Origin of the sequence: Paracoccus sp. ME4, assembly GCF_046736325.1 — a bacterium.
Taxonomy (GTDB): Bacteria; Pseudomonadota; Alphaproteobacteria; order Rhodobacterales; family Rhodobacteraceae; genus Paracoccus.
This window is the reverse complement of the sequence record NZ_CP151276.1, coordinates 2,482,714-2,495,928: the sequence shown is the minus strand read 5'-3', so window position 1 is coordinate 2,495,928 and position 13,215 is coordinate 2,482,714. Positions and strand designations below refer to the sequence as shown.

Genomic DNA, 13,215 nt, shown 5'->3' with positions numbered 1-13,215 from the left:
ATTCGGGCGCAGCCGGTGCATGCCACCGCCACCATGACACAGATCAGCGACATCCCCGACATGCCTGCCCTCAGGGCGGAGATCGACCGCCTCGACGCCGAGCTGATGACGCTGCTGGCCCGCCGCCACGCGCTGATCGACCGCGCGGCCCGCATCAAGGCCGGGATCGGCATGCCCGCCCGGATCGACGACCGCGTTGAGGAGGTCGTGGCGAATGTCCGTCGCCACGCGACCGGCCACGGCCTGGACCCCGCCCTCTACGAGACCCTGTGGCGCATGCTGATCGAGGCTGCGATTGCGCAGGAGGACCGTTTCCTGAACCCGGAGCGCCCATGACCGCCCAGATCCTTGACGGCAAGGCCTTCGCGGCCGGACTTCGCAGCCGCATCGCCACCGAGGTCGCGGGCCTGGCCGCGCGCGGCATCACGCCGGGCCTTGCCGTGGTGCTGGTCGGAGAGGACCCGGCCAGCCAGGTCTATGTCCGCTCCAAGGGCCGGATGACGCGCGAGGTCGGCATGGCCTCCTTCGAGCATCGCCTGCCCGACACGACCGATCAGGCGACGCTGATGGCGCTGATCGCGCAGCTGAACGCCGATCCGGCGGTGAACGGCATCCTGGTGCAGCTGCCTCTGCCCAAGGGCTTGGACGAGGCCGCCGTCATCAACGCCATCCTGCCCGAGAAGGACGTGGACGGGTTCCACATCCTGAACGTCGGCCGCCTGGCCACGGGCCAGAAGGCGATGGTGCCCTGCACGCCGCTTGGCTGCCTGATGATGCTGCGGGACCATCTGGGGTCGCTGTCGGGGCGCAACGCGGTGGTGATCGGGCGCAGCAACATCGTGGGCAAGCCCATGGCGCAGCTGCTGCTGCGCGACAGCGCCACGGTGACGGTTGCCCATTCGCGGACGGCCGACCTGCCTGCGCTGTGCCGCCAGGCCGACATCCTGGTGGCCGCCGTGGGACGGCCGCATTTCGTGCAGGGCGACTGGATCAGGCCGGGCGCCACGGTCATCGACGTGGGCATCAACCGGACCGAGGACGGGCTCGTGGGTGATGTCGATTTCGCCGCCGCGTCGCAGGTCGCGGGGGCGATCACCCCGGTGCCGGGGGGCGTGGGGCCGATGACCATCGCCTGCCTGCTGGCCAACACGCTGACCGCGACCGCGCGCAGCCACGGCCTGCCCGACCCCGAAGGCCTGACGCCCTAGGCCATCCGCGCCGCCAGCCGCAGCGCATGCGCCGGCTGGTCGGTCGTCACCGGCAGCACCGGGTCATAGGCCGCGCGGATCAGCCCGGCCAGCGCGGGCGTGGGTTGCACGTCGCCCGCGAAGGTCAGCGCGGACTGCATCATCAGCCGTTCGGCTAGGATGGCGGGATGCGCCTCCGACAGGCCGCCGCCCATGTTCAGGAACATCATGCAGGCGCGGATGCCGCCCGCCTCGTCAAAGCGGAACAGCCGATACTGGTCGGCCGCCTCACCCGACAGGCGCGCGGGCAGGTCCGGCAACCCGGTCAGGCGGTCCAGGTCGGGCACCGCCGCCAGCTCGGACCAGTCGCGCAGGAAGAACAGCATCAGGTTCGCGCCGGTCTCGGGGTCGGTGTCGGTGACCGGATGGCGCGCATGGGCATAGCCCGCCCGGATCGCGCCACGAAAGATGTCCAGGCTGTCATCGGCCAGCCCGAAGATCACCGGCGCCACAGGACGCCCCCACCGCGCGCAAAGGAAGCTGCCGTCGGGGCGGGTGAACAGGCCTTCGATCGTCTTGGGGTCCATGGGGTTCTCTTCGCGCATGAAAACGGGGGGCGCCTGCCCCCCGGTCGGTTGTCAGGGCAGGGCGATCAGACCAGCGTCGCCTCGGTCGCGGCGCGCAGTTCGTCCTCGGTGACGCCGTCGGCCAGCTGCACGATGCGCAGGCCGCCCTCGACCACGTCCAGCACGCCCAGGTTGGTGATGATCCGGTCCACGACGGCCTTGCCGGTCAGCGGCAGGGTGCAGGATTTCAGGACCTTGCTCTCGCCGGCCTTGTTGGTGTGGTCCATGACCACGATCACGCGGCCCACGCCCGCGACCAGGTCCATCGCGCCGCCCATGCCCTTGACCAGCTTGCCTGGGATCATCCAGTTGGCCAGGTCGCCGCCCTCGGAGACCTCCATCGCGCCCAGGATCGCCGCCGCGATCTTGCCGCCGCGGATCATGCCGAAGCTGGTCGCGCTGTCGAAATAGCTGGTGCGCGACAGTTCGGTGATGGTCTGCTTGCCCGCGTTGATCAGGTCGGGGTCCTCGTCGCCCTCATAGGGGAAAGGGCCCATGCCCAGCATGCCGTTCTCCGACTGCAGGGTGATGTCCTTGTCGCCGACATAGTTCGCGACCAGGGTCGGAATGCCGATCCCCAGGTTGACGTACCAGCCGTCCTCCAGCTCCTCGGCCGCGCGGGCGGCCATCTGGTTGCGGTCCCAGCCTTTGGTCATCACGCGGTCTCCTTTTTGCGGGTCGTGCGCTGCTCGATGCGCTTTTCGTGCTGCCCTTGGATGATGCGGTGGACGTAGATGCCCGGCAGGTGGATGTGATCGGGGTCCAGGCTGCCCCGCGGGACGATCTCTTCGACCTCGGCCACGCAGACGCGGCCGCACATCGCGGCGGGCGGGTTGAAGTTGCGCGCCGTCTTGCGGAACACCAGGTTGCCGGTGTCGTCGGCCTTCCAGGCCTTGACGATGGACAGGTCCGCCACGATCCCGCGCTCCAGGATATAGTCCTGGCCGTCGAAGGTCTTGACCTCCTTGCCCTCGGCGATGACGGTGCCGACGCCGGTCTTGGTGTAGAAGCCCGGGATGCCGCTGCCGCCCGCGCGCATGCGCTCGGCCAGGGTGCCCTGCGGGTTGAACTCCAGCTCCAGCTCTCCGGACAGGTATTGCCGCATGAATTCGGCATTCTCGCCGACATAGCTGCTGATCATCTTCCTGATCTGCCGCGTGTCCAAGAGCTTGCCCAGACCGAACCCGTCCACGCCGCAATTGTTGCTGGCGATGGTCAGGTCCTTGACCTTGGCCTCGACCAGCGCGTCGATCAGCAGTTCGGGGATGCCGCAGAGGCCGAAGCCTCCCGCCGCGATGAACATCCCGTCATGCAGAAGCCCGTCCAAGGCCTCGGCCGCCGTTCCATAGACCTTTTTCATCGGCCCTCCCCTGCTGAAATCCCGTTGACGGCCAACTTGTTGCCCGCCCCCGCGACGGTGTCAATCGCGGGGGGCAGGTGTTAGCGCCGACAAGGGCCGCTCACGCGTCGTCCGGCTTGGCCTTGGTGGCCTTGGTGGCCTTGGTGGCCTTGGCCGCAGATTTTGCGGCGGCCTTCTTGGCCGCGGGCTTTTTCGCCGCCGGCTTCTTGGCGGCGGGTTTCTTGGCCTTGGCGGGGGACTTGGCCGCCTTGGCCGCGATCAGCTCCAGCGCCTGCTCGACCGTCAGATCCTCGGGCGTCACGTCGCGGGGCAGGGTGGCGTTGACCTTGGCCCATTTCACATAGGGGCCGTACTTGCCGTTCATGATCTGGATCGGCCCGCCATCGGGGTGATCGCCCAGCTCGCGCAGCGGAGCCGCGGCGGCGGCACGGCCGCGCGTCTGCTTCTGGGCCAGGACCTCGACCGCGCGGTTCATGCCGATGGTGAAGACCTCGTCGACATCCGCGATATTGGCGTATTTCGACCCGTGCTTCACATAGGGGCCATAGCGGCCGATATTCGTCTCGATCGGCTGGCCGTCCTCGGGGTGCGGGCCGATCAGGCGCGGCAGGTTCAACAGCATCAGCGCCTGCGCCAGGTCCAGGCTGGCCGCGTCCCAGCCCTTGGGGATCGAGGCGCGGGGCGGCTTCGGCGCCTCCTCGGTCGCCTCGCCGCGCTGGACATAGGGGCCGAAGCGCCCGGTCTTGAGGCTGATGACATCGCCCGCATCCTCGCCCAGCACCCGGTCGCCCACCGGCGCCTCGCCATCGGGCGAGGAGAGCGGGCGCGTATAGCGGCATTCGGGATAGTTCGTGCAGCCGATGAAGGCGCCGCCCGACCGCGCGGTTTTCAGGTTCAGCCGGCCTTGGCCACACAGCGGACATTCGCGCGGATCGCCCCCATCCGCCCGCGGCGGATAGAGATGCGGGGCCAGGGCCTCGTCGATCGCGTCCAGCACCTCGGTGATGCGCAGTTCCGACGTGCCTTCCAGCGCCTTGGAGAAGTCCTTCCAGAAGCGCGACAGCACCTCGCGCCACAACCGGTCGCCGGCGCTGATCTCGTCCAGCTCTGTCTCGAGATCCGCGGTGAAGTCGTAGCTGACGTAGCGCGGAAAGTATTTCAGCAGGAAGATCGTGACCAGCCGGCCCTTGTCCTCGGCGATCAGGCGGTTCTTGTCCTTGCGGACATATTCGCGGTCCTGGATCGTGGTGACGATGCTGGCATAGGTCGAGGGGCGCCCGATGCCCAGCTCCTCCATCCGCTTGACCAGCGTGGCCTCGGTATAGCGGGGGGGCGGCTGCGTGAAATGCTGGCGGGCGGCGGCGCGGGCGGCCTCGTCGGTCAGCAGGCCGGGTGCGGCGCGCTGGCCCTTGGGCGCGGCGGGCGTCTCGGCCACCTTGTCGCGGGCCTTCGCCAGTTCCTCGTCGAAGGCGGCGGCGACCAGCGTTGCGGCCTCGCCCTGGGCGATGGCGGGCAGGCGGGCGCTGTCCTCGCCCTCGTCATCGTCGCGGCCCTGGTCATAGACGCGCAGGAAGCCGTCGAACAGCATCACCTGGCCGGTGGCGCGCAGGCCCACCTGGCCGTCGGGGCTGTCGATCTCGACGGTGGTCCGCTCCATCCGGGCGGCCTCCATCTGGCTGGCGATGGTGCGCTTCCAGATCAGGTCATAGAGCTTGCGCTGGTCATCCGCGGTGACCTTGAGGCGGTCGGGCGAGAGCATCATGTCCGTGGGACGGATGCATTCATGCGCCTCCTGCGCGTTCTTGGCCTTGTTCTTGTACATGCGCGGCGATTTCGGCAGGTAGTTCTCGCCGAACTTGGCCTTGATCGCGTCGCGCGCGGCCATCACGGCCTCGGGGGCCATGTCGATGCCGTCGGTCCGCATGTAGGTGATCAGCCCCGCCTCGTAGAGGCGCTGCGCCGCCGACATGCAGGCCTTGGCGCCCATGCCCATCTTGCGGCTGGCCTCCTGCTGCAGCGTCGAGGTCATGAAGGGCGGCCAGGGGTTGCGGCTGGCGGGCTTGGCGGCGACCGACGCCACCTTCAGGTCGCGGCTGACCACCGCGCTCAGCGCCATGGCGGCCTGATCGGCGGTCGCCAGATCGAAGCGCTCCAGCTTCTTGCCCGCCAAGGACACCAGGCTCGCGTCGTATTCCTCGCCGCCGGGCGTCGCCAGGTGGGCATGGACCGACCAGTATTCGCGGGCCTTGAAGGCCTCGATCTCCATCTCGCGGTCGACGATCAGGCGCAGGCAGACCGACTGCACCCGGCCCGCCGACTTGGCGCCTGGCAGCTTGCGCCACAGCACCGGCGACAGCTTGAAGCCCACCAGATAGTCTAGCGCGCGACGCGCCAGATAGGCGTCGACCAGCGGCTGGTCGATCTGGCGCGGCTTGCCCATCGCCTCGGTCACGGCGGTCTTGGTGATGGCGTTGAAGGTCACGCGGCTGACCTCTGCGCCCTTCTTCAGGGCCGGGGCCAGAGCCTCCAGCAGGTGCCAGCTGATCGCCTCGCCCTCGCGGTCGGGGTCGGTGGCCAGGATCAGGGTCTGGTCGTCCTTCAGCGCGGCCTTGATCGCGGCCAGATGCTTGCGGCTGTCGGCCGCGACCTCCCATTTCATGTCGAAATCATGGTCGGTATCGACGCTGCCATCCTTGGGCGGCAGGTCGCGGACATGGCCGAAACTGGCCAGAACCCGATAGTCCGAGCCCAGGTATTTCTCGATGGTCTTGGCCTTGGCCGGGGATTCGACGACGACGACGGGCATGATGATCTCGGACAACTGCAATGGGGCGGCAAGATGGGTGCCGGGTGGCGCAGTGTCAACGGGGGGCGAGGCCTGCCCCCGACCGACCCGCCGTCACGACAGCGCCAGCCGCCCGCCCGGCATTCGCGTCACCCGCCCCTGCAGCTCCAGCGACAGGATGGCCGCGCTGACCGTGGCCGCCGATTGGCCCAGATCGCGGATCAGGTCGTTCTCATCGGTGGGCGAGGGCCCGAGCCGGTCCAGGATCCGCCCCTCCAGCTGGATCGGCTGAGCCGCATCGCGTGGCGATTCGACGGCCGGGATCGCGCGGGGCGCCTGTGCCGCGATCCGCTGCGGCAAGGTGGCGCCCGACAGGGCCAGCGCCTCGGCCACGTCGGCAGCGCTGCGCACCAGCGTGGCGCCGTCGCGGATCAGCGCGTTGCAGCCCGCGGCGCGGGCGTCCATCGGGTGACCCGGCACCGCCATGACCTCGCGCCCCTGATCCAGCGCATTGCGCGCGGTGATCAGCGTCCCCGAGCGGTGGGCGGCCTCGATCACTACCACCGCCTGCGACAGGCCCGAGACGATGCGGTTGCGGGTCGGGAAATGCCGCGCCGCCGGTTCGGTCCCCGGCGGCTGCTCGGATACCAGCACGCCTGTCTCGGCAATGCGGGCGGCAAGGGCCGCGTTCTCGGCCGGATAGATGACATCGACGCCCCCGGCCATCACCGCGACGGTGCCGGTGGGCAGGGCGGCGGCATGGGCGGCGGTGTCGACCCCGCGCGCCAGACCCGCAGCCACGACGAATCCCGCCTCGCCCAGACCGGCCGCCATGCCCCGCGCCATGCGGATGCCAAGGGAGGAGGCATTGCGCGCCCCGATCACGGCCAGCATGTCGCGCGACAGCCAGGCCGGGTCGCCCCGCACCCAGAGGATCGCGGGTGCGCCGTCGATCTGGCGCAGCCGGTCCGGATAGTCAGGGCTGTCATGGCGGATCAGGCGCGCGCCGATCCTGCGCCCGGCGGCCAGTTCGGCCGCCGCGACGCCTTCGGGACAGGGCTGATAGTCGGCGATGCCCGACGCGGCCGCGATCTGGGGCAGGGCCTCCAGTGCGGCGCGGGCGCTGCCATGTTCGGCGATCAGGCGGTGGAACGTCGCCGGCCCGACCCTGCGCGAGCGGATCAGCCGCAGCACCGTCAGGTCGTCATCCGTCGCGGGCAGGCCGAAGCTGGCGGGTGCAAGGCCGATCGTCATGGGTCACCTCCGATCCGTCCCGCCATCTGGACCGAAAGAGGTTAAGATTCGGTTAGCGCCGTCCGCTCAGGCGGCCGATCCGCCGACCGTCAGCCCGCCGATCATCAGCGTGGGCTGACCCACGCCCACCGGAACCCACTGTCCCTGCTTGCCGCAATTGCCGATGCCGGGGTCCAGCGCCATGTCGTTGCCGATGGCGCGGACCTGCTGCAGCGCGGTCGCGCCGTCCCCGATCAGCGTCGCGCCGCGAATCGGGTCGCCCACCACGCCGTTCCGGACGCGATAGGCCTCGGTGCAGGAGAAGACGAACTTGCCGTTGGTGATGTCGACCTGGCCGCCGCCGAAGCCCACCGCATAGATGCCGTCCTTCAGGTCGGCCAGGATCGCCGCGGGGTCCGCGTCGCCGCCGGGCATGTAGGTGTTGGTCATGCGCGGCATGGGCACATGGGCGAAGCTCTCGCGACGACCGTTGCCGGTGGGCGCGACCCCCATCAGCCGCGCGTTCTGGCGGTCCTGCATGTAGCCCGTCAGGATGCCGTCCTCGATCAGCACGTTGCGGGCGGGGGGCGTGCCCTCGTCGTCGATGTTGATGCTGCCGCGGCGGCCCTCGATGGTGCCGTCATCGACCACGGTCACGCCCGGCGCGGCCACGCGCTGCCCCATGAGGCCCGCGAAGGCCGAGGCCTTCTTGCGGTTGAAGTCGCCCTCCAACCCGTGGCCCACCGCCTCGTGCAGCAGGATGCCCGGCCAGCCCGGCCCCAGCACCACGTCCATGACCCCCGCCGGCGCCGGGACCGAGCGCAGGTTCACCAGCGCGATGCGCAGCGCCTCGTGGACCAGCCCCTGCCAGTGGTCGGGGGCCATCAGCGGCTCCAGCGCGTGCCGCCCGCCGCCGCCGGCGCTGCCGCTCTCGCGGCGGTCGTTGTTCTCGACGATCACCGCCACGTTCAGCCGCGCCATGGGCCGGATGTCGGTGGCAAGCCCCCCCTCGGGACGCAGGATCGCGACCTCCTGCAGGCTGGAGGCCAGCGTCACCGTGACCTGCACCACGCGCGGGTCCAAGGCGCGGGCGAAGGCGTCGATCTCGCGCAGGAGCGAGATGCGCCGCGCGGTCGGGATGCCCTCGGCAGGGTCCAGCCCGGGATAGAGCGCGACCGGCTGCATCCGGGGCGCCGCAGCCAGAGCGCCGCCGCCTCGGCCCACGGCCAGGCGTGCGGTCTCGGCGGCGCGGCGCAGCGCGGCCTCGGTGATCTCGGTCGAATGGGCATAGCCCGTGACCTCGCCCAGCACCGCGCGCAGGCCGAAGCCGCGTTCGGCCATCACGCTGGCCTGGCGCAGGCGGCCGTCGTCGAAGACCAGCGATTCCTGCTGGCTGCGTTCCAGGAACAGCTCTCCGTCATCGGCCCCCGCGACGGCGTCTTGCAGGATGCGCAGCGCGCGGTCGCGGTCCAGGTCGGTCGAGAAGGGGTCGAAGGCGGGCCGTGTCATCGTGCTCTCCTGGCTGCGCGGGACGCGGTGCGGTCCGAAAAGGCCGCGCGGCGCCGGGTCGCGTTCCCCAAGGATGGGGAAATGCGGTAGGTATGACTTGCCCGGACGGGCGAGATATGGTCATAGAACGGTCACTGTGAAAGGAAAAGGGGCAGCCTCCCGGCAGCCCCTGCGGTCATTGGGGCCGGGCCAATGCAACGGGATGGTATGATGGCAAGAGCGATGATGGGCCGTGCGGTCGCGGCAGCTACGGGGTTCGCATCCGCGGGCATGATGACCACAGCGGCGATGGCGCAGGGCGTCCTGGGCGAGCTGCCCACGATCGGCAAGCCGGTGGCCGCGGGAACGGGCTTCCAGCCCGCCTCGACGGAACTCGCGCGCGACCAGCAGTGGCTGGACCATTTCGTGCTGATCATCATCGCCGTCGTGACGGTCTTCGTCTGCGTGCTGCTGCTGATCGTGATCTTCCGGTTCAACAGCCGCTCGAACCCGGTCCCGGCCAAGTTCACCCACAACACGCCGCTGGAGATCGGCTGGACCCTGGTCCCGGTGCTGATCCTGGTGGCCATCGGTGCCTTCTCGCTGCCGATCCTGTTCCGCAGCCAGGAGATGCCCGCCGATCCCGACGTCGTGGTCAAGGTGACCGGCCACCAGTGGTACTGGTCCTACGAGTACCCCGACAACGGCATCACCTTCGATTCGCTGATGCTGCCCCGCGAGGAGCTGGCCGCGAACGGCTATGCCGAGGACGAGTATCTGCTGGCCACCGACACCGCCGTGGTCGTGCCCGTCGGCCAGACGGTCCTGCTGCAGGTGACCGCCAGCGACGTGATCCACTCCTGGACCATCCCCGCCTTCGCGGTGAAGCAGGACGCGGTCCCCGGCCGCATCGCCCAGGCCTGGTTCAGCGTCGAGCAGGAAGGCACCTATTTCGGCCAGTGCAGCGAGCTGTGCGGCATCAACCACGCCTACATGCCGATCGTCGTGAAGGCCGTCAGCCCCGAGGTCTATGCGGCCTGGGTCGCCGAGCAGGGCGGCACCATGGGCGAGGAACCCGCGCCGACCGCGGCGCTGGCCCCCGAGGCCAAGGTGGAGCTGGCCCGCGCCGAGTGATCCGGCAGATCGAAACACCCACCCGCGCCGGCAATCACGCCGACGCGGGCCAGGCATGAGAAGTGCAGGCGCGATGACCGATATCAACGCATATGACACCACCCCCGAGGCCGAGTTCGGCGATTTCGTCGCCCTGCTCAAGCCGCGGGTCATGTCGCTGGTGGTGTTCACCGCCTTTGTCGGTCTGGTCGTGGCGCCGATGGACGTCCATCCCTTCATCGCCTTCTGCTCGGTCCTGTTCATCGCCCTGGGCGGGGGCGCGTCCGGCGCGCTGAACATGTGGTACGACCGCGACATCGACGCGGTGATGAACCGCACCCAGAGCCGCCCGATCCCGTCGGGACGGGTCGAGGAGGGCGCGGCCCTGGGCCTGGGCCTGGTGCTGGCGGTCATCTCGGTGATGATGCTGGGGCTGGTCGCGAACTGGTTCGCGGCGGGCTTCCTGGCCTTCACGATCTTCTTCTACGCCGTCGTCTACACCGTCTGGCTGAAGCGCTGGACCCCGCAGAACATCGTCATCGGCGGGGCCGCCGGCGCCTTTCCCCCGATGATCGGATGGGCCTGCGCGACCGGCGGCATCGGCATCGAATCGCTGCTGATGTTCGCGCTGATCTTCTTCTGGACGCCGCCCCATTTCTGGGCGCTGGCGCTGTTCATGAAGGAAGACTACCACAAGGCGGGCGTGCCGATGCTGACCGTGACCCACGGCCGGCAGGCCACGCGCCGCCACATCTTCGCCTATACGCTGGTCCTGGCGCCCTTCGCCCTGTGGCTGGGCCTGACCTCCATCGGCGGGCCGCTCTACATGGCGGTGGCGGTGGTGCTGAACGTGGCCTTCATCCGCGGCGGCTGGCAGATCCTGCGCCGCAGCGAGGAGGCCGCCATCGCCGACGGCTACGCCGTGGAAAAGCGCGTGTTCAAGCTGTCGCTGGCCTATCTGTTCCTGCATTTCCTGGCCCTGATGGTCCAGGGCTGGATGGGGGGCTGGTGATGGCGCTGCGCACCGAACATCCGATCCACGGCCGCCGCCGGTCGCGCAACATCGGTCTGGGCATCGTGCTGGTGGGCTTCGTCGCGCTGGTCTTTGCGCTGACCGTGGTCAAGGTCCGGCAGGGCGGCCTGATGGAGGGGTTCGACCATCAGCCGCGCGTGTCGCTGACGCCTGCGGAACCCGCCGCCGCGCCGACCCGGACACCCGCAGAGGAGGTTCAGCAATGAAACGTCTCAGCCCCGAGGGCCGCACCGTCGCCATGCTGCTGGGCGTCGTCGTGACGATGGGCGCGCTGTCCTGGGCCGCGGTGCCCTTCTACGACTGGTTCTGCCGGGTCACCGGGTTCGGGGGTACGACGCAGGTCTCGGACAGCGCCTCCGACGAGATCCTGGACGAGGTCGTGCGCGTGCGCTTCGACGCCAATACCGACGAGAACCTGGGCTGGACCTTCCGCCCCATGCAGACCCGCATGGACCTGAAGATTGGCGAGAGCGGGCTGGCCTTCTACGAGGCCGTGAACACCTCCGACGTGCCGCTGACCGGAACGGCCAGCTACAACGTCGCGCCCGAGGTTTCGGGATACTACTTCATCAAGGTCGAGTGCTTCTGCTTCCAGGAGCAGACGCTGCAGCCCGGAGAGCGGGTCGAGATGCCGGTCAGCTTCTACGTCGATCCCGAGCTGGTGCAGGACCGCGACGCGGGCCATGTCCGCGACATCACGCTGTCCTATACCTTCCACCGGACCGAGCCGCGCAGCGCCGCGCTTGACTCCGGTGCGACCGACACCATCAACTGAGACGAATACACGAGGGAGCCGACGGGGATCCGATCATGGCGCACGCTAAGAACCACGACTATCATATCCTGCCGGCCTCGGTCTGGCCCTTCCTGTCCGCGGTGGCGGTCTTCGTCATGCTGTTCGGCGCGGTCGCCTGGATGTCGGGCGAGGTGACGCTGGCAGGCGCGCCGATCACCGGCCCCTGGATGTTCGGCATCGGCCTGGTCGCGACCTGCTATGTCGCCTTCGCCTGGTGGGCCGACATGGTCCGCGAGGCGGAGCAGGGCGATCACACCCCGGTCGTGCGCATCGGCCTGCAATACGGCTTCATCCTGTTCGTGATGTCCGAGGCGATGCTGTTCGTGTCGCTGTTCTGGAACTTCATCAAGCACGCAATGTACCCGATGGGCGAGAACAGCCCCATCACCGACGGCGTCTGGCCGCCCGCGGGCATCGAGACCTTCGACCCCTGGCACCTGCCCTTCATCAACACGCTGATCCTGCTGCTGTCGGGCGTGGCCGTGACCTGGGCGCACCATGCCTGGGCGCATGAGGGCGACCGCCGCACCACCATCAACGGCCTGATCGTCGCGGTTGGTCTGGGCGTCCTCTTCACCGGGCTGCAGGCCTATGAATACAGCCACGCGGCCTTCGGTCTGGCCGACACGGCCTATGCCTCGGCCTTCTACATCGCGACCGGCTTCCACGGCCTGCACGTCATCATCGGCACGATCTTCCTGGCCGTCTGCCTGCTGCGCTTCCAGAAGGGGCAGATGACCCGCGACCAGCATCTGGGGTTCGAGGCCGCGGCCTGGTACTGGCACTTCGTCGACGTGATCTGGCTGGTGCTGTTCGCCGTGATCTATGTCTGGGGCAGCTGATCCCCGATCCTGACCGATCCAGGCGCGCGGGGGCTTTCTCCGCGCGTTTTTCGTTCGTCCGACTCCCGGAGCGCCCATGCGCCGCTATCTGTTCCCCCTGATCCTCGGCATCGCCGGCTGCGCCGTCCTGATCCAGCTGGGCCTGTGGCAGCTGGATCGCCGCGCCTGGAAGGAGGGGATGCTGGAGGAGATCACCGCCGGCATCCAGGCCGACCCCGTGCCGCTGCCCGCGGCGATCGACCCCTCGATGAAGTACCTGCCCGTGACCGTCAGCGGCACCACCACCGGGGCCGAGATCGACGTGCTGTCCCACACCCGCGACCAGGGCGCGGGCTATCAGGTCGTGTCGCGCTTCATCACCGATGACGGGCGCGCGATCCTTCTGGACCGGGGCTTCGTGCCGCAGGAGGCGCGCAAGCTGGAGCGTCCGCCGGTCCGGCTGGACGTCGTGGGCAACCTGCACTGGCCGCAGGATGCCAGCAGCTCGACCCCGGCCCCGAACCTGGACGAGAACATCTGGTTCGCCCGTGACGTCGACGCCATGGCCGCGTCGCTGGACACGCTGCCGGTCCTGGTCGTGGCCAGCGCGGTTCAGGGCGACAATCAGGGTGCCCGTCCCATCCCCGTCGCCATCGAGGGGATTCCCAACAACCACCTGTCCTATGCCGTGCAGTGGTTCCTGATCGCGGCCACCTGGGCGGTGATGACACTGGCGCTGATCTGGCGTATCAGGCAGCGCAGCTACTGAAGGA

General features: G+C 69.1%; 14 protein-coding genes. 8 read left to right on the top strand and 6 right to left on the bottom strand.

From position 1 onward, the window contains the following. Positions 1-33: 33 nt before the first annotated feature. Both AACG61_RS12685 and folD read left to right on the top strand, forming a co-directional pair. The gene (locus AACG61_RS12685) at positions 34-336 is read left to right on the top strand and encodes a chorismate mutase (protein ID WP_411837478.1); all 303 of its coding nucleotides are present in this window, start codon (positions 34-36) and stop codon (positions 334-336) included. After that, positions 333-1,208: a bifunctional methylenetetrahydrofolate dehydrogenase/methenyltetrahydrofolate cyclohydrolase FolD gene (folD, locus tag AACG61_RS12680; protein ID WP_411837477.1), complete on the top strand. Its 876-nt coding sequence runs from the start codon at positions 333-335 to the stop codon at positions 1,206-1,208. The genes AACG61_RS12685 and folD overlap by 4 nt, the downstream gene beginning before the upstream one ends. Here the strand turns inward: folD and AACG61_RS12675 are convergent. From AACG61_RS12675 to tldD, 6 genes are all read right to left on the bottom strand, one after another. Next, a complete protein-coding gene (locus AACG61_RS12675; protein ID WP_411837476.1) occupies positions 1,205-1,774 on the bottom strand; it encodes a hypothetical protein in 570 nt (189 codons plus the stop codon). The genes folD and AACG61_RS12675 overlap by 4 nt on opposite strands. A gap of 65 nt (positions 1,775-1,839) precedes the next feature. After that, on the bottom strand, positions 1,840-2,469 hold the full coding sequence (locus tag AACG61_RS12670) for a CoA transferase subunit B (protein WP_411837475.1): 630 nt from the start codon (positions 2,467-2,469) through the stop codon (positions 1,840-1,842). Next, complete coding sequence (locus tag AACG61_RS12665) at positions 2,469-3,173, bottom strand: CoA transferase subunit A (protein ID WP_411837474.1); 705 nt, start codon at positions 3,171-3,173, stop codon at positions 2,469-2,471. Before AACG61_RS12665 ends, AACG61_RS12670 begins: the two co-directional genes overlap by 1 nt. Before the next feature lie 100 nt (positions 3,174-3,273). Beyond that, complete coding sequence (topA, locus tag AACG61_RS12660) at positions 3,274-5,979, bottom strand: type I DNA topoisomerase (protein ID WP_411839514.1); 2,706 nt, start codon at positions 5,977-5,979, stop codon at positions 3,274-3,276. A 93-nt stretch (positions 5,980-6,072) separates the two neighbouring features. Then, a complete protein-coding gene (gene dprA, locus AACG61_RS12655) occupies positions 6,073-7,212 on the bottom strand; it encodes a DNA-processing protein DprA (protein WP_411837473.1) in 1,140 nt (379 codons plus the stop codon). A 66-nt stretch (positions 7,213-7,278) separates the two neighbouring features. Then, positions 7,279-8,700 (bottom strand): metalloprotease TldD, encoded by a 1,422-nt coding sequence (tldD, locus tag AACG61_RS12650; protein ID WP_411837472.1) that lies wholly within the window; start codon positions 8,698-8,700, stop codon positions 7,279-7,281. Positions 8,701-8,907: 207 nt separating this feature from the next. Here tldD and coxB point away from each other — a divergent pair, with 207 nt between their 5' ends. The 6 genes from coxB (at position 8,908) to AACG61_RS12620 (ending at position 13,211) form a co-directional block, all read left to right on the top strand. Next, a complete protein-coding gene (gene coxB, locus AACG61_RS12645) occupies positions 8,908-9,813 on the top strand; it encodes a cytochrome c oxidase subunit II (RefSeq protein ID WP_411837471.1) in 906 nt (301 codons plus the stop codon). A 73-nt stretch (positions 9,814-9,886) separates the two neighbouring features. Beyond that, positions 9,887-10,804 carry a heme o synthase gene (cyoE, locus tag AACG61_RS12640; protein ID WP_411837470.1) on the top strand — a complete coding sequence of 306 codons (918 nt, stop codon included), beginning with the start codon at positions 9,887-9,889 and terminating at the stop codon, positions 10,802-10,804. Next, positions 10,804-11,031, top strand: a complete 228-nt coding sequence (locus tag AACG61_RS12635; protein ID WP_411837469.1) for a hypothetical protein — start codon at positions 10,804-10,806, stop codon at positions 11,029-11,031. The genes cyoE and AACG61_RS12635 overlap by 1 nt, the downstream gene beginning before the upstream one ends. Continuing rightward, entirely contained in the window at positions 11,028-11,600 is a 573-nt protein-coding gene (locus AACG61_RS12630) for a cytochrome c oxidase assembly protein (RefSeq protein ID WP_411837468.1), read from the top strand. Before AACG61_RS12635 ends, AACG61_RS12630 begins: the two co-directional genes overlap by 4 nt. 35 nt (positions 11,601-11,635) lie before the next feature. After that, positions 11,636-12,463: a cytochrome c oxidase subunit 3 gene (locus AACG61_RS12625; protein ID WP_411837467.1), complete on the top strand. Its 828-nt coding sequence runs from the start codon at positions 11,636-11,638 to the stop codon at positions 12,461-12,463. Between the two features lie 76 nt (positions 12,464-12,539). Continuing rightward, a complete protein-coding gene (locus AACG61_RS12620) occupies positions 12,540-13,211 on the top strand; it encodes an SURF1 family protein (protein WP_411837466.1) in 672 nt (223 codons plus the stop codon). Positions 13,212-13,215 lie beyond the last annotated feature (4 nt).